The 22110-nt window shown below is 71.5% G+C and carries 19 protein-coding genes; 6 read left to right on the forward strand and 13 right to left on the reverse strand.

Going from position 1 to position 22110, the window contains the following annotated elements:
• Positions 1-41 precede the first annotated feature (41 nt).
• The 4 genes from QIS96_RS11600 to QIS96_RS11615 all read right to left on the reverse strand — a co-directional run bounded on the left by QIS96_RS11600 (position 42) and on the right by QIS96_RS11615 (position 4211).
• On the reverse strand, positions 42-1262 hold the full coding sequence (locus QIS96_RS11600; RefSeq protein WP_282542410.1) for a hypothetical protein: 1221 nt from the start codon (positions 1260-1262) through the stop codon (positions 42-44).
• Positions 1252-1800, reverse strand: coding sequence for a DUF6114 domain-containing protein (locus QIS96_RS11605; RefSeq protein ID WP_282542411.1), 549 nt, complete (start codon positions 1798-1800; stop codon positions 1252-1254). Before QIS96_RS11605 ends, QIS96_RS11600 begins: the two co-directional genes overlap by 11 nt.
• 109 nt (positions 1801-1909) lie before the next feature.
• The gene (locus tag QIS96_RS11610; protein WP_282542412.1) at positions 1910-2545 is read right to left on the reverse strand and encodes a DUF6230 family protein; all 636 of its coding nucleotides are present in this window, start codon (positions 2543-2545) and stop codon (positions 1910-1912) included.
• A 697-nt stretch (positions 2546-3242) separates the two neighbouring features.
• Positions 3243-4211, reverse strand: coding sequence for a tetratricopeptide repeat protein (locus QIS96_RS11615; RefSeq protein ID WP_282542413.1), 969 nt, complete (start codon positions 4209-4211; stop codon positions 3243-3245).
• A gap of 378 nt (positions 4212-4589) precedes the next feature.
• Here QIS96_RS11615 and QIS96_RS11620 point away from each other — a divergent pair, with 378 nt between their 5' ends.
• Positions 4590-5216: a TetR/AcrR family transcriptional regulator gene (locus QIS96_RS11620; RefSeq protein ID WP_282542414.1), complete on the forward strand. Its 627-nt coding sequence runs from the start codon at positions 4590-4592 to the stop codon at positions 5214-5216.
• A gap of 382 nt (positions 5217-5598) precedes the next feature.
• Here the strand turns inward: QIS96_RS11620 and QIS96_RS11625 are convergent, their stop codons facing one another.
• The 6 genes from QIS96_RS11625 to QIS96_RS11650 form a co-directional block, all read right to left on the reverse strand.
• The gene (locus QIS96_RS11625) at positions 5599-6687 is read right to left on the reverse strand and encodes an alpha/beta fold hydrolase (protein ID WP_282542415.1); all 1089 of its coding nucleotides are present in this window, start codon (positions 6685-6687) and stop codon (positions 5599-5601) included.
• Positions 6688-6802: 115 nt separating this feature from the next.
• Positions 6803-8503 (reverse strand): acyl-CoA mutase large subunit family protein, encoded by a 1701-nt coding sequence (locus QIS96_RS11630; protein ID WP_282542416.1) that lies wholly within the window; start codon positions 8501-8503, stop codon positions 6803-6805.
• A 118-nt stretch (positions 8504-8621) separates the two neighbouring features.
• Entirely contained in the window at positions 8622-9692 is a 1071-nt protein-coding gene (locus QIS96_RS11635) for an acyl-CoA dehydrogenase family protein (protein WP_282542417.1), read from the reverse strand.
• Between the two features lie 275 nt (positions 9693-9967).
• Positions 9968-10306: a DUF3817 domain-containing protein gene (locus tag QIS96_RS11640; RefSeq protein WP_282542418.1), complete on the reverse strand. Its 339-nt coding sequence runs from the start codon at positions 10304-10306 to the stop codon at positions 9968-9970.
• A gap of 67 nt (positions 10307-10373) precedes the next feature.
• Positions 10374-10883 carry a MarR family winged helix-turn-helix transcriptional regulator gene (locus tag QIS96_RS11645; RefSeq protein ID WP_282542419.1) on the reverse strand — a complete coding sequence of 170 codons (510 nt, stop codon included), beginning with the start codon at positions 10881-10883 and terminating at the stop codon, positions 10374-10376.
• Positions 10884-10892: 9 nt separating this feature from the next.
• On the reverse strand, positions 10893-12167 hold the full coding sequence (locus tag QIS96_RS11650; RefSeq protein WP_282542420.1) for an MFS transporter: 1275 nt from the start codon (positions 12165-12167) through the stop codon (positions 10893-10895).
• A gap of 142 nt (positions 12168-12309) precedes the next feature.
• On the opposite strand from QIS96_RS11650, the gene QIS96_RS11655 reads away from it, so the two are divergent.
• Both QIS96_RS11655 and QIS96_RS11660 read left to right on the forward strand, forming a co-directional pair.
• Positions 12310-13305: an ArsR/SmtB family transcription factor gene (locus tag QIS96_RS11655; protein WP_282542421.1), complete on the forward strand. Its 996-nt coding sequence runs from the start codon at positions 12310-12312 to the stop codon at positions 13303-13305.
• Positions 13306-13458: 153 nt separating this feature from the next.
• A complete protein-coding gene (locus QIS96_RS11660) occupies positions 13459-14529 on the forward strand; it encodes a glycoside hydrolase family 6 protein (RefSeq protein WP_282542422.1) in 1071 nt (356 codons plus the stop codon).
• 914 nt (positions 14530-15443) lie between these two features.
• Here the strand turns inward: QIS96_RS11660 and QIS96_RS11665 are convergent.
• The 3 genes from QIS96_RS11665 to QIS96_RS11675 form a co-directional block, all read right to left on the reverse strand.
• The gene (locus tag QIS96_RS11665) at positions 15444-17270 is read right to left on the reverse strand and encodes a glycosyltransferase family 2 protein (RefSeq protein ID WP_282542423.1); all 1827 of its coding nucleotides are present in this window, start codon (positions 17268-17270) and stop codon (positions 15444-15446) included.
• Positions 17271-17454: 184 nt separating this feature from the next.
• Positions 17455-17649 (reverse strand): acyl-CoA carboxylase epsilon subunit, encoded by a 195-nt coding sequence (locus QIS96_RS11670; protein WP_282542424.1) that lies wholly within the window; start codon positions 17647-17649, stop codon positions 17455-17457.
• Between the two features lie 11 nt (positions 17650-17660).
• The gene (locus QIS96_RS11675) at positions 17661-18905 is read right to left on the reverse strand and encodes a cytochrome P450 (RefSeq protein ID WP_282542425.1); all 1245 of its coding nucleotides are present in this window, start codon (positions 18903-18905) and stop codon (positions 17661-17663) included.
• A 197-nt stretch (positions 18906-19102) separates the two neighbouring features.
• On the opposite strand from QIS96_RS11675, the gene QIS96_RS11680 reads away from it, so the two are divergent.
• Genes QIS96_RS11680 through QIS96_RS11690 form a run of 3 tightly spaced genes read left to right on the forward strand, consistent with a single transcriptional unit; the run spans position 19103 to position 21991 of the window.
• Complete coding sequence (locus QIS96_RS11680) at positions 19103-20182, forward strand: type III polyketide synthase (protein ID WP_282542426.1); 1080 nt, start codon at positions 19103-19105, stop codon at positions 20180-20182.
• Between the two features lie 58 nt (positions 20183-20240).
• Complete coding sequence (locus QIS96_RS11685; protein ID WP_282542427.1) at positions 20241-21458, forward strand: cytochrome P450; 1218 nt, start codon at positions 20241-20243, stop codon at positions 21456-21458.
• On the forward strand, positions 21455-21991 hold the full coding sequence (locus QIS96_RS11690; RefSeq protein ID WP_282542428.1) for a cupin domain-containing protein: 537 nt from the start codon (positions 21455-21457) through the stop codon (positions 21989-21991). Before QIS96_RS11685 ends, QIS96_RS11690 begins: the two co-directional genes overlap by 4 nt.
• Positions 21992-22110: the final 119 nt, after the last annotated feature.

Below are 22110 nucleotides of genomic sequence, written 5' to 3' on the forward strand. Positions count from 1 at the left end.
GTGTGCGCGGCCGTGCCTGGTTGAGCGAAGCGAGCCTCAGCTCACTCGGTGATCTCCTGGTGGAACCCCGGAACGGTGAGCGTGCCACCGAACTGGGCCGCCTGCACCACCTTGACGTTCGTCAGGTAGATCGTGGGGATGTTCAGCGGCGGCGGGTGCTCCGGGTCGAAGGTGACCGGGATCAGACCGAAGAGGTGGCCCGAGAGACGCTCGGTGTACATGATCGTCTCGCCGTCGCGGATCGTGGACGTGGCGCCCTTCGCGGACTGGATGTGGTACGTCTGACCGCCCGGACCCTCGACCGTCTGGTGCAGGTCGCCGATGTCCGTGCCCTTGCTGATCACGTACTTCATGACCTGCTTGGTCTTGCCGCCGGCCGTCGTCACATTGACGATGCCCTTGTAGTCGGCGCCCTTCAGCAGTAGCGAGCTGGCCTCCAGGTTCCACGGGTCGTCGGGGATCGGGGCCGGCGTCGTCTCGTCGTCGCCGTCGACCTTCTTCTCCACGACGCACGGGAACGGCTTCTTGCCGTCCGCGTCCGGGGCCAGCGGGTCGGTCGCCTCCGGCGAGGGCTTCAGCTTGTCGGCTGCTTCCTTCGCCTTGTCGGCGGCGTCCTTCGCCCCGTCCGTGACCTTGTCGGTCGTGTCCTTCACACCGTCGACGGTGTCCTTCACCGGGTCGGTGACGTCGCTCTGCTCGTCCTCGGACGCGGACGGCTCCGGGGCGGGCTCCTCGGACTCCTTCTCGTCCGGGGTGAACACGTCCTTGATCGCGTCGCCGACGCCCAGCGGGTCGAGCGGGTTGGTGCTCTCGGACTCGGACGGCTCGGGCGCGGGCTCGTCGGCCTGGTCGCCGGAGCCCGCGGAGTCGCCGGAGGAGGGGGAGGGCTCGGGCTCGTCGCCCTGGTCCTGCTCGCCCGCGGACGGCGTCGAAGTCGCCTTCTCGGCGGCCTCCTTCGCCTCCTGCTCCGCCTTCTCCTTCTCCGCCTTCTCCTTCTCCGCCTCTTCCGCTTCCTTGTCCGGGGCGGTGACGCAGGGGCCGTCCCGGAACGGGTTGTCAGGGATGGGCTTGGCGTGCGCGAGGGTCGGGGTGAGACCCATGCCCATGAGGATGCTGGTGGGCATGGCGGCGATGGCGATCGCCTTGCCGGCGGGCATGTTCAGCCGCGTGATCAGCGGCTTCTTCGGGGCGGCGTGCCGCGGCCCGGTTCGGTTACGGGAACCGGCCTCGGTGCCCTCGTACTGCACCTCGTCACCCGGCACGGTGCCTCCCGTTCGTCTGGTTCATCGAGCCCGTTCCTGTCAGGTCGTCAAGCGCACCGTTCACGGCAGGCTCCGCCCGGTCGTCGTCCGTGGCGGTCCCTTCGGACTTGCGGTCCCGGTGTGCGCCCCGGGCGCCCGCGTCCCCGGCCGGAGCCCAGGAGACGCCGAGCGCGCCGCCGATGAGCGCGAGCAGGAACCCGACGAGGAATCCGCCGATGTTGGACACCACCAGGGAGACCAGCGCCAGCAGGATCGCGGCGACGCCCGCGAAGACGCGGGAGTGCGACTGATACCACATGGTGAGGCCGAGCACGATCAGCAGGACGCCGATGATCAACGAACCCGCCCCGGCGGTGGTGGCCATGGCGAGCGTCAGGTTGCCGAGCTTGATGTTGCCGTACGGCAGATAGGCGATCGGCAGGCCGCCGAGGATCGTGAGGAGGCCCGCCCAGAAGGGCCGGCCACCGCGCCAGGCCCGGAACTTCCTCCGGTGGATCTTGAGGAAGTGGTCGTTCGGCCCCTCTGTCACGGCGCTCATGGGACAACAGCTCCTTGGAACCGGCGGTACGTGAAATTCAGTGCGGATCTGCGGTGGCGGGCGGGGAGACATGCGCTCCGCGCCCGCCGAGCCAACCAGGGGCGAGTGCTTAGAAGCACTCCTTCTTGCCCTTGTGCAGCTTCATGTGAAGACCGCTCAGCTTGAAGGTGCCGGCGCTGGTCGCCCAGGCCGTCTGCTCGATGTTGCTGAGGATGGCGCGGTCGGCCTCCTGCGCGAAGCCGTTCGGGTTCGCCTGCTCCTTGCCGCCCTTCATGCCGGGGCCCTTGGTGGACTGCCCGGCGGCGACACCGATGTTGAGGCCGCGGAACTCCGCGTCGGCGTCGAGCTGAGCGACGTCGATGTAGAGGTTCTCGGCCTCGACGGGCTTGCTGCCTTCGCCGCCCGCCTTCAGCTGGAGCGTGACGTCGCCGAGGACCGGCACGTGCGACACCACGGACTGGCACATGTTGGTGATCGTGGCGTTCTTGAACGCCGAGACCGAGACGGGGTGGAGAGCCTTCTTGCCCTCCATGTCCACGCCGACGTCGACGCCGCCGTACTGGACCAGGCCCTTGCCGTCGAGCTGGTCGGCCGACACCTTGAACGACTGACCCGACACACTGAACGATGCCGCGAGCGCGCCCTGACCGAGGGCGACGCCTATCGCGGCAGTCGCCGCGACGCTCGGCACCATGACCACGGCGAACCGCTTCCACCTGGTTCCGCCACGAGCCACGGATTCCATGACTTTCCTCCTTCTCGGACGTACATCTCCGGCCCTGACTGCACCTCACGGCACAGGCGGGCAGGGATGGGAGAAGTGCTACGTCCTCGGGAAGGAGCGCCCGCGTCACAGGCGCGACTGCGCCCGAAGCACCGGCGATCACCCCCGAGCGACAACCACTGGTCGCGCCTGCACGCAACCTCTCGGACAGGCCCTGCCGTTCGGCAGAGACCCCCCTGTCCTCGACCGTCGGCGGCGCCTCCGGCCACTCGGTGGGGACCCAGGGGCCCGATGCCCCGAACTGGTCGTCGGGGAGGCGGGCATGGACCGAGCGTGGCCGATCGTGGTGCATTCGGAGCGCCTGCACAAGGGGGTTCGTTACCCGCTGGTAACGGCTGGATAACCAGGCCGCGACGGGGTGGCATCACCCGGCCACACTCGGTGCAGCCAACCCCGGGAACAGATCCGGAAATTGGCGAACGGAATCGGACAGAACGGGCCGGTCGATTTACTCCAAGTAACAGCGGCCGCGATTACCAAGTTTTGGTAAAACGCGGCCGCCGAATCGCTCTGTCGCCAAATTTTCACAAGTCCGCTGCGCGCCCGCTCGTTTAGCGCCAGGTCACCAACTGGCCCTCGGGCGAAGGCGGGCGTGACCGGTGAAGCGCGGCACAGGAAGCGTGAAGCAGCACCCGGGACGACGCCCGGGACGGTTCCGTCAGAACAGCGCGCGGGCGAGCGCCGAGCGCGCCGAGGCCACCCGCGGGTCCTCCGCTCCGACGACCTCGAAGAGTTCGAGCAGTCGTACGCGCGCGGCGTTGCGGTCGTCGCCGAAGGTGCGCTTGACCGTGTCGACCAACCGCCCGAAGGCGTCCTCGACATGACCGCCGACCAGGTCCAGGTCGGCCGCCGCGATCTGCGCCGCCACGTCGGCGGGCTTCTCGGCGGCGTCCTTGCGCACCTGCTGCGGGTCCAGGCCCTGGACGCGCTGCAGCAGTTCGGCCTGGGCGAGGCCGAGCTCGGCCTCGGTGTTGCCCGGGTCGTCGGCCAGCACGTTCTTGTACGCCTGCACCGCGCCGCCCAAGTCGCCCGCGTCCAGGGCCTGTACGGCCGCTTCGAGCAGGGCGTCGTACGGGCCGGCCTGCTCCTCGGCGGGGGCCGCGTCCTCGGTGGCGTTCGGGTCGACGGCGATGCCGGTGATGCCGAACCGCTCCTCGGCGACCTGGACGAGCTGGTCGATGGTCTGGCGGATCTGGGACTCGGGGGCCGCGCCCTGGAAGAGGGGCAGGGCCTGGCCTGCGACGACGGCGAAGACAGCCGGGATGCCCTGGATCCCGAACTGCTGCATCAGCATCTGGTTGGCGTCGACGTCGATCTTGGCGAGGAGGAAACGGCCGTTGTACTCGGCGGCGAGGCGTTCGAGCAGCGGGCCGAGCTGCTTGCACGGCTCGCACCACTCGGCCCAGAAGTCGAGGACGACCGGGACCTCGGCGGAGCGCTGCAGGACGTCGTTCTCGAAGCCGGCCTCGTCGACGTCGATCACCAGGCTCGCGGGCGAGACGGCGCCGCCGCCGCCCTGCCGCGCGTTCTCCGCGCGGGTCTGCTCCGCCTTCGCCTTGGCCTCCTGGGCCGCCTTCACCGCGGCGAGGTCGACGACTCCGCTCATGGACATGTTCCGTGGCTGCATGAGTACATCCTCCCCCTTCCGCGCGCGGCTGTGAAAAGCGCTGTGCAAAGCCCTGCCGAATCGCGTGGAAGTCCGGCAGAATCCGCGAGACAGCGACCTCGTGGACCGCGGCCCGCCCGCAGGCCCCCCGCCGGATTGCGAGGCGTACGGACAGGTCACGGTCCGGGTCCCGAGGAGGACCGGTACTGCAGCGGCGCGGGGTCCCCACCCCACACCTGTGGTTGCCGCCCGAGGGGCTCCCCGTCGAAGTCCCACGAGCTTTCGCTACGACTCGTAGCGTATATCTCAGCCAGTCCCCGCGCCCAGCCGTCGTCGGTGATCTGCCTCACGGAATCCGTGTGGGCCCCACCGGACTTACCGACGGGTATCGTCGGCCGCATGTGCCGCACACCCCCACCCGCCGGGCGCAAGGGACGCCCCCGCAGCCTTGAGGCCGACGCCGCGATCCTGTCGGCGACCCGGGAGGCCCTGGTGGACCTGGGCTGGTCGAAGCTGACGATGGGCGACGTGGCGGCGCGTGCGGGGGTCGCCAAGACGACCCTGTACCGGCGTTGGGCGGGCAAGAGCGAGCTGGTCGTGGACGCGGTGGCGGTGCTCTTCGACGAGCTGGAGCTGCCCGACCTCGGCAGCCTCGCGGCGGATGTGCGGGGCGTGGTCCTGCAGTTCGCGGCGCTGCTCGAACGGCCGGAGGCGCGTACGGCGTTGATGGCGGTGGTCGCGGAGTCCACCCGCGACGAGGCGCTGCGCGCGCGGATCCGGCACGCGATAGTGGACCGCCAGAAGCGGCTGGTCCTGGAGGGCCGGCGCCGGGCCCAGGAGCGCGGTGAACTCCCTTACGAGGCCGACGAGTCCGCGGCCTCGCGCACGGCGGACCTGATCTTCGACGTGGTCGCGGGCGCGGTCGTCCACCGCTCCCTGGTCAGCGCGGAGCCGGTGGACGGGGAGTGGGCGCGCGCGTTCACAGGCTTGCTGCTCGGGGGGCTGACCGCACCGTCGCCCGGCTGACCGCCGGTTTGGCCCCCTCCCCGCCCCTTCCCGGCTGTGCCCGATATGCGGCTGCCGCCGCGTGGCTGCCGTCAGCCACTGGGGGCCAGCCCCCAGACCCCCTCCCCCATCTCAAACGCCGGAGGGGCTGAATTTTGCGGGCTGGGGCTGCGACGAGTGCCCCGATAGGGGCGCGGGGAACTGCGCGACCAGCCACGACGGCGGCGCAGACGAAGAACGACCGGGTTCGGGGCGAAGCCCCGGTTCTTTCAGGGGCGCGGGGAACTGCGCGACCAGCCGCGACGGCGCAGCAGTCGAACGACAGCCGGGGGCGGGGGCGCAGCCCCCGGGAGCCGTCCGCTGAGGACTTCGGGAAGGGGCGGGGAGGGGAAAACCCCCCGCGTTACTGCCAGGCGCAGCTGCCCAGCGTGGCCTCGCCCTCCTCGACCAGCCGGTCCGCCTCCCGCGCAGGCAACAGCTCACTGTCCGACTCACGACACACCACCGTCCGATCCCCGTGCCCCGCAAGATCCGCGAGGATCTGGTCCCAGTGCCGGTACTGGACGTCGTGCCCGGTGTCCGCATAGCGCCGTACGACCTCCTCGCCGGGCAGCGCCGCCCGCCACGCGTCGAGCGTCGACGGCGGCACCGTCGTGTCCTTCTCCCCCGCGTAGAGGAACGCCGGGGCCTTGAGCCCGGACAGGTCGGGACCGGGGCGGTCGCAGTAGAGCCGCTGCTCGTGCACCTGCGGAGCCACATCCCCTTGCTGCCCGCGCTGGTTGAAGGTCCGCGCCCCCTCCTCGTACGCGGTGTCGGCGAAGCCGGGGATGGACTTGGCGGGGCTGTCGTCGGGCATCGCCCACCACTTGCGCGGGTCCTTGACGACAGGCCCGAGCGCGTCGGCGAGCGCCTCGTCGGACAGGGCGCAGTATTCGGGCTTCGCGCCGTACGGGGGCAGCGCGGCGGCCAGGTGGAGCGCGCGGACGCGTTCGGGGGCGCGGGCGGCGAGCTCGGCCGCGTAGGGGCCGCCGCCGGAGATGGCGATGACGGAGACCTTCTCGACGTCGAGCCGGTCGAGCACGGCGAGTGCGTCGGAGACGAAGTCGGCCTTGCCGAGCGCCGGGTCGAACTCGGTGTCGCCGAAGCCGTTGCGCTCGACGGATATCAGGCGCAGGCCCATCGAGTCCCGGGTGGAGGCGAAGAAGTCGGTCATGTGCTGGGCGCGGGCGGAGGTGCCCGTACCGCCGATGAAGAGGACCGGGCGGCCGTCGCGCGGGCCCGCGTCGGTGTAGTGCGCGGTCCGCCCGGAGGGCAGCTTCGCCGCGTGCACGTCGGGGCCGAGCGAGTCGAACTCGTCCTGCACCTCGGGCAGTCGGGGCGCGTCGGCGACGACGGGTCCCGAGCCGCCGACGAGGAGCGCGCCGACCACGGCCAGGGCCGAGGCGCCGAGTGCGGTGGCGGCGAAGTGCGTGTTGCGGCGGGGTGCGCTCAAGGTGTCCTCCGGGGAAGGTGCGTGTGCCGCGAACGCACCTACCCCGTCGAACGATCCGGAACCCTGCCTTCAGAACCCCGCGGATTCGGGCCCTTGAACCCCGAAGTCCCGGGCCCTAGAACCCCGCGGGTTCCGTGTACACGCCCCACTCGTCCCGCAGCGCGTCGCAGATCTCGCCGAGGGTGGCCTCCGCGCGGACCGCGTCCAGCATCGGGCCGATCATGTTGCCGCCGTCGCGGGCCGCCGCGAGCATCGCGTCGAGCGAGGCCCGCACCGCCGCGTCGTCCCGGCCGGCCTTGCGGCCGCCGAGGGCGCGCACCTGCTCACGCTCCACCTCGTGGCTGACCCGCAGGATCTCCAGGTCGCCGGTGACGGACGGGGTGTGGACGTTGACGCCGACGACCCGCTTCTCGCCCTTCTCCAGGGCCTGTTGGTACTGGAAGGCGGACTCGGCGATCTCGCCGGTGAACCAGCCGTCCTCGATGCCGCGCAGGATGCCGGAGGTGATCGGCCCGATCGGGTGCTGCCCGTCCGGGTGCGCCCGAAGTCCCCGCTCCTTGATCTGGTCGAAGATCTTCTCGGCATCGGCCTCGATGCGGTCGGTGAGCTGCTCCACGTACCACGAACCGCCGAGCGGGTCCGCGACGTTGGCGACGCCGGTCTCCTCCATCAGGACCTGCTGCGTGCGCAGCGCGATCTCGGCGGCCTGCTCGCTCGGCAGCGCGAGGGTCTCGTCGAGGGCGTTGGTGTGCAGCGAGTTGGTGCCCCCGAGCACGGCGGAGAGGGCCTCGACGGCGGTGCGTACGACGTTGTTGTACGGCTGCTGCGCGGTCAGCGAGACGCCCGCGGTCTGGGTGTGGAAGCGGAGCCACTGCGCCTTGTCGGTCTGCGCGCCGTAGACCTCCTTCATCCAGCGGGCCCAAATGCGCCTGGCCGCACGGAACTTGGCGATCTCCTCGAAGAAATCGACGTGCGCGTCGAAGAAGAAGGAGAGGCCGGGCGCGAAGACGTCCACGTCCAGGCCGCGGGAGAGGCCGAGCTCCACGTAACCGAAGCCGTCCGCGAGCGTGTAGGCCAGCTCCTGCGCGGCCGTCGCCCCGGCCTCGCGGATGTGGTAGCCGGAGACGGAGAGCGGCTTGTACGCGGGGATCTCGCGGGCGCAGTGCTCCATCAGGTCGCCGATGAGGCGGAGATGGGGCTCGGGCTCGAAGAGCCACTCCTTCTGCGCGATGTACTCCTTGAAGATGTCGGTCTGCAGCGTGCCGTTGAGCGCGGCCGGGTCGACGCCCTGGCGCTCGGCGGCGACGAGGTACATGCAGAAGACCGGCACGGCGGGCCCGGAGATCGTCATCGAGGTCGTCACGTCGCCGAGCGGGATGTCCTTGAACAGGACCTCCATGTCGGCGGCGGAGTCGATGGCGACGCCGCAGTGGCCGACCTCGCCGAGCGAGCGCGGGTCGTCGGAGTCGCGGCCCATCAGCGTCGGCATGTCGAAGGCGACACTCAGTCCCCCGCCTCCGTTGGCGAGGATCATCTTGTACCGCTCGTTGGTCTGCTCGGCGTTGCCGAACCCGGCGAACTGCCGGATCGTCCACGTCCTGCCCCGGTACCCGGTGGCGTGCAGCCCTCGGGTGTACGGGTACTCGCCGGGCCAGCCGATCCGCTCGAACCCCTCGTACACATCCCCGGGCCGCGGTCCGTAGACCGGCTCGACCGGGTCACCGGAGAGCGTGCTGAAGTCGGCGTCACGCTTGCGTGCGGCGTCATAGCGGGCCTGCCAGCGGCGGCGGCCGTCCTCGATGGCGTCAGCGTCCATGCTGCCAATTTACTTGGACGTCCTAGTAAATGTCGATGGCAGTCGACCGCGAGTCCCTCCCGACACCCCACCGCACCCTCTCCGACCAGCGAGAAGGCCATTCGTCCGATCTTTGCGATCAGGCCCGCAGCGCCGCCAGATGCGCGTGGCGCACCTCCGCCGTCTGCCCCTGCACCACCAGGAAGAGCCCCTCGCGGGCGAGCCGCTGCGCCGGGGCGGAGAGGCCGAAGGCCCGGCCGCCACCGACCACGATCGCCGCCGTGGTCGCCGCCCGCATCAGGTCGTACGCCCGCGTCTTGACCGCGAGCCGCGCCTCCAGGTCCTGGTCCGCCGGCACCTCGTCGACCAGGGCGTACGCGTCCCTGCGCGCGGCGTCGAGGCGCTCGCGCAGGACGCCCGCCGTGTCCTTCGCCTCCCCGTCGCCCGCGTCGCCCGCGGCGTCGAGCAGGTCGAGGGCGGCGCGGGCGACGCCGAAGACGGCCGGGTTGGTGTTGGTGTTCTTCGGGCGGTCGACGGCGGCCCACTCCTCGTACGGCTGCCGGGTCACGAGGGCCTCGGGCGGCACCGTCAGACCGTCCAGGACCAGGCCGACGGTGCGGGCGCCGGTGAGCGCGGCCAGCTGCAGCGGCGCCGTCGGCTTCAGGCCCGGCTGCTCGCGGGGTTCGGCGAGGACGAAGACGACCTCGCCGCCCTCGGTGGCGGCGCCGAGCAGGAACACGTCGTTCAGGCCCCAGCCGGTGTACCAGGGCACCCGCCCGTCGAAGCGCCAGGAGCCGTCGGGCAGTTCGGTGGCGCGGACCGGGAGCTTCGGGAAGGCGCGCAGGTGCGAGAAGGCGATCCCGGCGAGCGCCGCACCCTCGGACAGCGGCCGCAGCCACTGCTCCCTGGCCGCCTCCGCGCCCGCCATGAGGGTGCGTACGGGGGTGTGGTGCTGGGCCTGGACGAAGAACGTGGCGCAGCAGGCTCCCGCGAGCAGCTCCGCGACCTCCCGCCCGACGGCTGCGGGCGCGCCCGAACCCCCGTACTCCACCGGCGCGTTGACGCCGAGCACCCCCGAGGCCTTGACCGCGTCGATCGCCCCGACGGTGACGCCCTCGCGGTCGTGCCGCTCGGCGGCGGGCCCGAGGACGTCGGTGGCGAGCCGCCGGGCGGCTTCGACCAGGGGGTGGTTCAGGTGGGCGCCGGCCATGCGTCGTACTCCTCGGGTTCGCGGTGTCGAAGCAGAAGACGCGCAGGTCCGCGATGCGGACGTGCGCGTCTCAAGTTTCGGGGCGGGCGCTAGGGCCTGTCGTTTGGATCTTGCCGGAGTCGCGGGCCCTGGCACGCACATCTGCGGCGTTGTCGTCGGTTGCCAACGCTCCGCGTTGACGCCCTCCTCCGCCTTGCAGCTGCACGCACCAGACCCCGCTCAACTCGACCGCCCCGCACCGCCGACCAGATCCGGCCTGATCCAAACGACAGGCCCTAGGCCTTGACGGCTCCGGGCGCCGCGTCGGTCACCTTGTCGGCGAGCTCGGCGGAGATCTTGCGCTCGACGAAGAACGCGGCCGTCGGGATCGTGCCCGCGAGCAGCACCCACAGCTGCTTGCCGACCGGCCACTTCGCCTTGGAGCCGAGGTCGAAGGCGAAGACCAGGTAGACCACGTACAGCCAGCCGTGCGCGATGCTGACGACCTTCGTGAAGTCCGCGGCGCCGTCCATACTCAGGGCGTACTTGCCGATCATGCCCAGGCACAGCAGGACCAGGAGGACACCGGTGATGTAGGCCAGGGCGCGGTAGCGGGTCAGCACGGATCGCTTCATGCGTACGAGCGTAACCGCCCGTTTTGCGCGATCTTCAGGCGACCCCGCGCATCCGGGACACGGCGGCTCAGCTCTCCTCGAAGTCCTGCGCCGCCACCCGCAGCGGCCGCAGCATCGCGAAGATCTCCGCGCACTCCTCGGCGTCGTACGCGCCCAGGCCGAAGTCCATCGCCATCAGGTCGCGGGTGGCCGCGTCGACCGTCTCGCGGCCCTTGTCGGTGATGGAGGCGAGGGTGCCGCGGCCGTCGTTGGGGTTGGGCCGCTTGTCGACGAGGCCCGACTTCACCAGGCGGTCCACGGTGTTGGTGACCGAGGTGGGGTGCACCATCAGGCGCTCCCCGATCTTCGACATCGGCAGCTCGCCGGCCTTGGAGAAGGTGAGGAGCACCAGCGCCTCGTACCGCGCGAAGGTCAGTCCGTACGGCTTGACCACCGCGTCGACCTCGGCGAGCAGGATCTGGTGGGCGCGCATGATCGAGGTGATCGCGGCCATGGACGGCACGGAACCCCAACGCTGCTTCCAGAGTTCATCGGCTCGCGCGATGGGGTCGAACGACAGACTGAGCGGCTTCGGCACGCCTGCACCTTACCGGGCGGTCACATCGTGGTCAGCCCCGTCTCGGAGTACGGTCGACGCCCCGCGCGCCCGGCGCACCTCCACGGCGAGCGCGACCGAGCAGACCGTGCCGAGCACGCCCGCCCCCGCGACCACATGCGCCACCGGGAAGAACTCGGCGGCGAGCCCGGCGAGCGCCATCCCGACGCCCTGGACGGTCATGAGCCCGGCCGTCATCAGCGTCATGGCACTGCCCTTCAGGTCCTCGGGCACGGCCGCGACGAACCACTGGTCGAGCCCGACGACATAGGCGCCCGCCACCCCGGCGAGCAGCAGCAGTACGGCGCTGGCCGCGATCCCCGGCGTGACCGCGTACCCGAGCAGCGGCAGCAGGCCGAGGGCGCCGAGCGGCAGGACCAGCTTGGAGCGGGCGCTCGCATCGAGGCGGGCGCCGACGTACAGCTCGGCGGCGATATGGCCGACCGGCATCGCGCACATCAGCAGGCCGAGCGCGGCCGGGCCCGCTCCGATGCGTTCCGCGTACGGCGCGGCCAGGGCCTCCGGGGCGACGACGAAGCCGGTCGGCACCCAGAAGAGCAGCATCAGGGCGCGCAGGCGACGGTCGCCGAAGACCCGGCGGGCGGCGGTGAGCGAGTCCTTGAGCAGGGCCCCGCCGCTCGCGGCCCGCGCGGGGCGGGACCTGGTGCCGAAGCGGAGGAGCGCGGCGGAGCAGAGGAACGTGCCGAGGGTGACGGCGATGGCGCCGCGCGGCGACACCGCGGCGAGCAGCAGTCCGCCCGCGCCGAACCCGGCGAGCACGGCGCTCTGCGAGACGATCCGCAGCAGCGAGCGGCCGAGCACGAACAGCTCGCCGTCGCCGAGGATGTCGGTGAGCGCGGCCATCCGCGTCCCGGTGAAGACCGGCGCGATCGCGGCGACGGCGCAGCGCAGCGCGAGCAGCCCGCCGACGGGCGTGCCGGGAAGCAGCATCACGGCGACGCAGCCGGCGCAGAGCAGATCGCAGACGACGAGCACGCGCCGCGCGGGGTGCCGGTCGGCGACGGAGGCGAAGAGCGTGCCGCCGAGCAGGTACGGCAGGAAGCCGAGCGCGAAGGTGAGGGCGCTGAGCAGCGGGGACCGGGTCAGGTCGTAGACGAGCACGGTCAGCGCGAGCTCGCTGACGACGACGCCGAGCAGCGAGAGCAGATGCGCCGCGAACACCGCCCGGAACTCGGTCACGGCGAACAGGGCGGCATAGCGCGTACGGCCGGGGCTGCCGGGCCCGGCGACGGGTGAGGTGGACATGCGAAGCAGCCTGCCGCCGCCCCGACCCCGCCTCCAGATATTCGCCCCGTACCGAATCCGGGCGCATTCCCGGCCCCGGTTCCGGGCAACATGTCCTGGAGACAAGGGAGTTGTGTGCGTACCGGGAAAGGGGCGAGGGGCGATGGCGTTACGCCTTGTACTCGGGGAGAGCGATCTGTTGCGCTGCCGCTTCGCGCTGTCCCCGCTGTGGGAGACGCAGCAGGCGGTGCGCACCCTCGCCCGCCCCGAGCACCACGGCTACCACCTGCCCTGGATACGCCGCACGCGCGCGGCCGCGGCCGGCCTCGACCTGGCCCCGCTGTGGCTGCTCATGCCGCAGCGCGGGCACGGCGCCGACCTGCTCTCGCCGCCGCCGCTCGGCCCCACGGCCTCGTTCGCGGAGGAGATCGCGCGGGTGCGGGCCACCGACCCGGAGACCGCCCGGGTCGACATCGCCAAGTCGCTCGCCGACCAGCCCGGCGGCCTCACCTCCGCGCGCGGCCGGGCGATGCTGGCGGACCCGGAGCGGGCCGTGCGGGACCTGGCCGACCTCCTCGAATGGGCCTGGGAGGCGCTGATCGAGCCGGACTGGCCGCGGTTCCGGGCGCTTCTGGAGGCGGACGTGGCGTACCACTCGCGTCGGCTCGCGGAGGTCGGATTCGGGTGCCTCCTCGGCGAGTTGAGCCCGCGGCTGCAGTGGGCGGACTCCACGCTGACGATCACGCAGACGAAGGGCGAGCACTCCCGCGTCCTGGATGGCAGCGGTCTGGTCCTGATGCCGTCGGTCTTCACCTGGCCGGAGACGGTGGGCGGCATCGACGAGCCCTGGCCGGCCGCGGTGATCTACCCGGTGCGCGGCATCGGCGGCCTCTGGACGGAGCCCTCGGCCCGTACGCCGAAGGCGCTCGCCCGGCTGCTCGGGCGGGGGCGGGCGGACATCCTGTGCGCCCTCACCGAACCCGCCGCGACGACGACGCTGGCGGAGCGGCTCGCGCTGGCCCCGTCCTCGGTCTCGGCACACCTCTCGGCGCTGCGCGGAGCGGGCCTGCTGACCTCCCGCCGCCAGGGCCGGCAGGTGCTTTACGAGCGCACGCCGCTGGGGATCGCGCTGGCGGGTTCGGAGGGGCCGCGCCCCTGACCCGTACGGCCGACCGGCGAGCCGCCTCCTGGTCCACCGTCAGCCACCGTCACCCCACTGACCTGGTCCGACACGGTGTCACACCGCGATGACGGCGCGCCCGTTATGCCACGATTGCCCGGTCCTTTCGTGCGCCGTAGCCAAGGGGGCAGGATGCCCGCCCACACCCGCACCGACCACCACCGCAGCCGCCTCGGCCGCCGCGTGCGCCTTGTGCGCCGTCGCCGGCTCGCGCGCGGCGGGGCCGCGCTCGCCGCGCTCGGGCTCGTCCTCGGCTGCAGCCCCGAGTCGGACGACCCGCAGACCAAGGACGCGGCGCTCGTACGCGGGCCGTCCAAGCCGTCGGGCTCGCAGTCCGAGTTCTGGGTGGACCCGAACAGCCCGGCCGCCCGGCAGGTCGCGCAGTGGCGGGCGAAGGGCCGTGACTCCGACGCCGACATGATCCGCCGCATCGCCGACCAGCCGATGGCCGTATGGCCCGCGGGCGACGACCCGGGTCCGACGATCAAGGCGGCCACGCGCGGCGCCGAGAAGGCGAACCGGACCGCGGTCCTCGTCGCGTACAACATCCCGCACCGCGACTGCGGGCAGCACTCGCGGGGCGGCGCGGCGAGCGCGGACGCCTACCGGCAGTGGATCGGCGCGTTCGCCGACAACATCGAGGACAGCAAGGCCCTGGTGATCCTGGAGCCGGACGCCATCCCGCACCTCGTGGACGGCTGCACCCCGGCCGAGTACCAGGAGGAGCGCTACCAGCTGATGTCCGAGGCGATCGACCGCCTCAAGAAGCAGCCCAACGTCAAGGTGTACGTCGACGCCGGCCACTCCGCCTGGATCCAGGACCGCGGCCGGCTCACCCAGGCACTGTGGAAGGCGGGCATCGACCGCGCCGACGGCTTCGCCCTGAACGTCTCCAACTTCCAGACGGACGCGGCGACCAAGACGTACGGCAAGGACCTCTCGAAGCTCCTGAACGGCAAGCACTTCGTGATGGACACCGGCCGCAACGGCAAGGGGCCGTTGCCCGGCGGCGACGAGGCCTGGTGCAACCCGCCGGGCCGGGCGCTCGGCAACCGCCCCAGCACGAAGACCGGCGACCCGGTCGTGGACGCGTTCCTGTGGATCAAGCGCCCCGGTGAGTCGGACGGCGAGTGCAGGGGTGGCCCCCCGGCGGGCAAATGGTGGCCGGAATACGCCCTGAACCTCTCCCGCAACTCGGGCTAGCCCTCTCTTCCTTCTCCCCACCCCGCCCCTTCCCGAAAGTCCTCAGCAGACAGCTCCGGGGGCTCCGCCCCCGACCCCCGCACCCCGGGGCTGCCGCCCCTGACCCCTGCTTCGGGGCTGCCGCCCCGAACCCCCACCACGGGGCTCCGCCCCGGACCCCATCCCGGGGGCCAGCCCACGGCCCCCTCCCCCAAGCTCTCGGCTTCGCTCGAGCAGGGGGACCCCCATCTCAAACACCGGAGGGGCTGGATTTTTCCCCCCGAGGCCGTGAGCTGAATGCCCCCGGCTCCCTTCAGATGCGGGGGGGGCGAATTACCCCGCCCCTCAGATGCGGGGGCTGGAGATTCTCGCAAGCTGAGGGCAGGGCTGAACTTTCCGATCTGGGGCTGCGACGGCGCCCCGACAGGGGCGCGGGGAACTGCGCGACCAGCCACGACGAACCGGCAGCCAAACAACAGCCGGAGTCCGGGGCGCAGCCCCGACACCGGGCCCCAAGGTCAGCAGCGCCTAACAGGGGCCGGGGGCTGCGCCACCGAAAGCGGGGTCCAAGGTCAGCAGCCCCAGGCAGGACCGCGGCCGCGACAGGGCCCCGACAGGGGCGCGGGGAACTGCGCGACCAGCCACGACGAACCGGCAGCCAAACAACAGCCGGGGACCGGGGCGCAGGGGCGACAGCCCCGGGCAGAGGGGCGGGGGGCGGCAGCCGCCCGAGGCGGATCCGGGGCGCAGCCCCGACACCGGGATCCAGGGGCGGCAGCCCCGGGGAGAGGGACCGGGATGCCAGCCCCGGACCGAGACGCGGGGCGGGGGCGGCAGCCCCGGACCGAGAGGCGGGGGCGGCAGCCCCGGCAGGGGGCGGGGGCTGCAGCCGCCGAAGGGGTTCGGGGGGGGCAACCCCCGGGTTCGGAAAGGGCTCAGCTGCCCCCGCTGGGCGTACTGGACACCCGAGTAGTAGCCGTAGGCGCCGCACTGGGCGCCGCCTGAGTGGTCGGGGTCGTGGTCGACGGCGCCTGCACCGGCGTCGTCGGGAGCAGGACCGGTTCGAGCTCGGCCGCCCCACGCCGCGAACGGAACTCGCCGAAGGCCCAGATCGTCGCGGGCGCGAGCGAGATCACCAGGCCCAGGACCGCCCAGGTCCACATCGCCGCATGATGGTGCCCGAGCACGAACGACGCGGCGAGCGACACCGCCAGCAGCGCCGCCCACGACAGGTGGACGCGGAACGTCAGCAGCCGGTCGGGGCTGGCGTCGTCCCCCTTGGGCGTGACCACGAACCGGCAGGGCCGCCGCAGCACCGCCGCCCCCAGCGACTTGGCGTAGATCGGCGCGGAGAGCGCGGACATCGCCATCCCGGCGAGCCCCCCGGAGCCTTCCGGTTCGTGCGGGGAGACGTTGTGCCGCCGGTTCCACAGGTAGAGCCCCACCTGCAGGGCCGCGGCGTCGCTGTAGAGCATCAGCCAGATCGACGCGGCGACCTGCGTCCCGGACGCCCCGAACCACAGGAACAGGAAGCAACTGAGGATGCCGAGCGTCCAGTTGACCGCGGTCATGGGGTAGTAGACCAGCATCAGCGAGTAGTTGAAGAACCGTCCGGGCGGCATCCGGAAGGGCGCCCGCCAGTACTGCTTGATGACCGTCTCGTACGTGCCGCGGGACCAGCGGAGCTGCTGCGTGAAGAAGTCGGTCCAGGAGGCCGGGCCCTCGCCGACGGCCAGGACGTCCGGGGTGTAGACGGAGCGCCAGTGCCGGCCGGTGCGCGGGTTCTTGCGGCGGTGCAGCTCGAAGCCGGTGGCCATGTCCTCGGTGATCGAGTCGTAGAGGCCGCCGACCTGCTTGACGGCGGATATCCGTACGGCGTTGTTGGTGCCGACGAACATGGGGGCGCGGTAGGCGTTGCCGGCGCGCTGGATGAGCGCGTGGAAGAGGAACTGCTGGGACTCGGCGGCCTTGGTGACGGGGGCGTCGTAGTTCCCGTACACCTGGGGTCCGACGACGAAGGCGACGTCCTGGTCGCGGAAGTAACCCATCATCCGCTCAAGGAAGTTGGGGAGCGGGACGTGGTCGGTGTCGACCGAGGCGAAGAACTCGTACTTGTCGCCGTGCATCGCGAGCCAGGCGTTGTAGTTGCCGTGTTTCGTCTTCGCCTTGTGGACCCCGCTGGGCCGGTTCCACTCGGGGACGCCCTTGCGGGAGAAGTGGCGTACGCCGAGTTCGGCGCAGAGCTCCTTGGCCTCCTGGTCGTCGCCCTCGTCCAGGAGCCAGACGTCGACGACGCCGTCGTGGCGTATCTCGGTCGCGCCTTCGAGGGTGGCGCGGACCATGGATATGGGTTCCTTGCCGGGCACGTACGTGGTGATGAAGGCGACGCGGGTGCCGGGTTCGGGGCGTACGGGCACGGGGTCGCGGGCGACGAACGTGGCGTGCGCGATGGATATGACGTTGATCAGCATGAACAGCTCGATGCAGCCGATCGCGACGAGCATCGTGACGTCCAGCCAGACCAGCCAGCGGTCCCCGCCCTCGCGCTGCGTCCAGTGGGTCGGCCAGACGAGGTAGACGAGCAGGAGGCCGGTGAGGACGGGGGCGAGCGTCATCAGGAGGACAGCGCGTATTCGGTGCGGCTCGGCGGAGAGGAGCCTGGTGTACTGCACGCGGTAGCCGCCGTGGTCGCCGCCGGCCGGCTCGGTGAGCGGCCCGGCGAGGGTGCTGTGGGTGTCGTATCGGTAGCACTCCGGCCGCACAGCGCCTCCAGGTCTTCGATGATCTGGCGATGGCCGGTTCGGGAGACGAACAGGCCAATACCCTTACAAAAAGGGAGATTTCTCGGCGTGTCGAACCGGGCGCGTCCGTGTGAGCGGTTTTACGGCGAGCGGTTTCACCGGGCTCGCGGAGGGGACGGCCGTCGCCGCGGGGGCGGCCGGGGCGTCAGCGGCGCGGGGACGCCGCGCGGGCCCGCCAGGAGTGCGCCGGGAGATGCGGCGGCTGATGGTCCCAGCCGGCCCGGCGGGAGCGCGGGCGCGGGTCGGGCAGTGTGTGCGACCCGCGCACCAGCGCGATGAAGACCGCGGTGAAGGCAGCGAGTTCCAGGTGGTTCGGGCTGCCTCGGACGACCTTGATCATGTGACGGCGTATCACCAGGAGACCGGCAGCGCCTTGGGGCCGCGGATCAGGCCCCCCGTCTGCCACTCGATCCGCTCGGGCGGCACCGCGAGCGCGAGTGCCGGGTAGCGGTCGAGCAGGGTGGCGAGGATGATCTCGGACTCCATCCGGGCCAGCATCGAGCCGACGCAGTGGTGCGGGCCGTTCCCGAACGCCATATGGGCGATGGGCCCCCGGTCGAAGTCGAGCGCGTCGGGGTTCGGGAAGGCCTCGGGGTCGCGGTTGGCCGCGAGGTACGACGAGTAGACCGCCTCGCCCGCCCGGACCACGACGCCCGCGATCTCGACGTCCTGCGTGGCGATCCGCGGCAGGCCCACTCCGCTGCGGTGCGGGATGTAGCGCAGCAGCTCGTCGACGGCCTGCGGGATCAGCTCCGGTTCGGCGCGCAGCCGCTGAAGTTGACGCGGATGGGTGAGCAGCGCGTACACCATGTTGGCGCTGTTGTTGCGTACGGCGTGCGCACCGCTCACGAGGATGGCGGTGGCCAGGGAGATCGCCTCCGGCTCGGTGATCTCGCCGGCGTCGGCGGCCGCGGCGAGCACGCCTGCCAGGTCGTCGGCCGGCTCCTCGCGCCGCCGGGCGAGCAGGTCGACGACGCACTCGCGGACCGTCATCCTTGCGTCGCTGCTCCGCTCGGGGGCCGGCCCCGGAGTCATGATCAGGTTCGCCCAGGACGTCATGTCCTTGCGCATGTCCTGGTCCATGCCGAGCAGGTCGGCGACGGCCGCGAGCGGGAAGGGGCCGTGCAGGTGCTCCACCAGGTCCGCGGGTGAGCCGTGCCGCTCCATCGCGTCGAGGAGGCCGTCGGCGGTGCGCTGTGCGGTGGGCCTGAGCTTCTGCATGCTCTTGCCGGTGAACGCCCGCGCCACCACCCGCCGCATGTCGTTCAGGCGGGGCGGGTCGGCGTAGTTGAGGGACGCCTGCTGGGAGGCGATGGCGTGCGGCGAGGAGCTGGTGACCGTGCGCCCGACCAGCTCCGCGCGGCTGAAGCGCGGGTCGGTCGTCGCCGCCTTGACGTCGGCGTAGCGCGCCATCAGCCAGGCGCTGCCCTCACCGAACGGCAGCTGTACCCGAGTGGCGCGCCCGTCCTGCAGCCGGGCGTGCAGGAAGGGGTCGAACTCCAGGCCCTGGAGGTCGTCGAGGCTCCAGCAGTGGACCGTCTCGTCCGAAGCCCGTTCCGTCTCCGGGCCGAGGGGCGCGCGCGGCTCTGACGTCATGCTTCATCTCCCTGTTGCGTTGTCGGCTTCCTTGTCGCTCCCGGTCTCTCCCGGCGGTCGGTTCCGCGGGACGCGGGCAGCGGCATGCCTTCCCTCTCGTCGCCCGACCCGCCGCGCGCGCCGTCCAGCGTCACCGGTTTGGCCCCGTCCCCGGGGGATCAGTCCCGCGCGCGCATTCCGCACCGGTCCGTGAGGCTGTGTCCGAACAGGAAAGGAGAGCCGCCGTGGCGACTCTGTGCAGACCAACGGTGTCCGTTCCCGACCATGTGATCACCATGGAGCAGACCCTCGACCTGGCCCGGTCCGTGCACGCGGACCACCCACAGCTCGACCTGGCCCTGCGACTGATCGAGAACACCGGCGTCGCGAAGCGGCACCTGGTGCGCCCGATCGACGAGATCCTCAAGCACCCCGGCTTCGAACAGCGCAACGCCGTCTACGAGGTCGAGGCCAAGGCGCGCGTCCCGGAGGTGGTGAAGCAGGCGCTCGCCGACGCGGACCTGCGCCCGACGGACATCGACCTGATCGTCTACGTGTCCTGCACCGGCTTCATGATGCCGTCGCTGACCGCGTGGATGATCAACACGATGGGGTTCCGCACCGACACCCGGCAGTTGCCCATCGCCCAGCTGGGCTGCGCGGCCGGCGGAGCCGCGGTGAACCGTGCGCACGACTTCTGCACGGCGTACCCGGAGGCGAACGCGCTCATCGTCGCCTGCGAGTTCTGCTCCCTCTGCTACCAGCCGAGCGACCTGGAGGTGGGAAACCTGCTCTCCAACGGCCTGTTCGGCGACGGCGTGGCCGCGGCGGTGGTCCGTGGCCGCGGCGGCACCGGCATCGAACTGCGCCGCAACGGCTCGTACATCATTCCCCGAACGGAGGAGTGGATCGCATACGAAGTGAAGGCGACCGGATTCCACTTCCGGCTCGACCGGCGCGTTCCCGGAACCATGGAGCCGCTCGCGCCGGTGCTGAAACAGCTGGCCAGCGCCCACGGATGGGACGCCGCCGCCTTGGACTTCTACATCATCCACGCCGGCGGCCCACGGATCCTCGACGACCTCAGCAAGTACCTCGGTGTGGCATCCGAAGCATTCCGCTTCAGCCGGACCACACTGACCGAGTACGGCAACATCGCGAGCGCCGTCGTCCTGGACGCGTTGCGCCGGCTCTTCGACGAGAACGACACCCGCGACACCGCGCGAGGCCTCCTGGCGGGGTTCGGTCCGGGCATCACCGCCGAGGTCGCACTGGGCAACTGGAGCACCGGGACGTAAGGCCGCCTGGACGAGCACGCCCAGGCGGAGAGACCGCGTCACGGAGGAATCGACAACGATGCTGAGGGACGGCCCCGACACCGCGCAGCCACCCGTCACGCACTGGCCGGCACTGAACCTGGACGGGGTCGACTTCGACCCCGTCCTCGCCGAGCTGATGCGAGCAGGGCCGGTGACCCGCATCAAGCTCCCCAACGGCAGCGGCTGGGCCTGGCTCGTCTGCCGGTACGACGACGTGCGGACGGTGACCAACGACCCGCGGTTCAGCCGCAAGCTGGTCGTCGAGCACGACGTCACCCGCCTGGCCCCGCACTTCATCCCCGCCCCCGGCGCGGTCGGCTTCGAGGACCCGCCCGACCACACCCGGCTGCGTCGCGCCGTCGCCGGGGCCTTCACCGCCGCCGGTGTGGAGCGGCTCCGTACGCGGGCGCAGAAGATGCTCGACGGCTTCGTCGAGGGGATTCTGCGCGACGGACCGCCGGCCGACCTGACGGAACGGCTGCTCGCGCCGTTCCCGCTCGCCGTCGTGTGCGAGCTGATGGGCGTCCCGGAGGCCGACCGCGCCCGGGTGCACGAGTGGACCGCCCTGATCCTGTCCTCGGCCCAGGGCGCGCAGCGCAGCGAGCAGGCCAAGCAGGACATGCTGGCCTACCTCGGCGCCCGCCTGCGGGAGGGGCGCGGGACGGACGGCGACACGGTCATCGGGCTGCTCGTGGAAGCCGTCGAAGCCGGCGAGGTCACCGAGGAGGAGGCCACCGGGCTCGCGCTGCTCATCCAGATCGGCGGCGAGGCGGTCACCAACAACGTCGGCAACATGGTCTACATCCTGCTCACCCGTCCCGACCTCCTCGAACGGCTGCGCAGCACCCCGGAGTTGAGGCCCTCCGCGCTCAACGAACTCCTTCGCTACATCCCGCACCGCAACGCCGTCGGGCTCTCCCGGATCGCCCTGGAGGACGTCACGATCGCCGGCCAGCTCATCCGCGCGGGCGAAGCGGTCTACGTCTCCTACCTGGCCGCCAACCGCGACGCGGACGTCTTCCCCGAGCCCGACGAGCTACGGCTCGACCGCAGCCCCAACCCGCACGTCTCCTTCGGGTACGGCCCGCACTACTGCCCCGGAGCCGTGCTCGCCCGCCTGGAGTCCGAACTGCTCATGGACGCGCTGCTCGACCGGTTCCCCGACCTGCGGTTCAGCGTCTCCACGGACGAGTTGCGCTGGCGTCCCGGTGCGCTCATCCGGGGGCCCGAAGGTCTCCCGGTGACCTGGTCATGACCGCGCACCTCGCCCGCTCGGGACTGCTCGTGCCGCCCGGCAAGGGGCGGACCCTGGTCACCCCGGCCCAGCAGGTCACGTTCAAGGTCACCGGGGAGCACTCCCGGGTCACCTCCAGCTTCGAGGTCGTCGTACCGCCCGGCTTCGACGTCGGGGCCCATCTGCACACCCGCAGCGAGGAGCTCTTCTACGTCCTCGAGGGCGAGCTCGACGTGATGGCGTTCGAGCCCCGCGTCCGCAGCGGCGACGACTGGCGGCAGTGGCAGGCGCTCGACGGCCGCCGGGTCGTCCGTGCGACGCCGGGGACCGTGATCGTGGTGCCGCCGGGCTGCCCGCACGCCTTCGCCAATCCGACGGGCGAACCGGCCAGGATGTTCTTCCAGGCCTCACCGCCACCGGACCACGAGCGGTACTTCGAGGAGCTCCTCACCCTGCTCGACGCCGGTACGGCACCGGACACCGAGGCGATCCAGGAGCTGCGGGCCCGCTACGACATCGAGCAGCTCACGCCGCTCCGCCACGACCTGACCTGACCTGACCGCCGACTCGGCTTCGCTCTCTGCCAGTTCGACGCTCAGTCGTCCCTTCGTTCAGCCGTTCCTTCGTTCAGCCACTCCTTCGTTCAGCCACTCCTTCGTTCGGCCCTTTCGCA

Source organism: Streptomyces cavernicola, assembly GCF_029968035.1.
GTDB classification, from domain to species: domain Bacteria; phylum Actinomycetota; class Actinomycetes; order Streptomycetales; family Streptomycetaceae; genus Streptomyces; species Streptomyces cavernicola.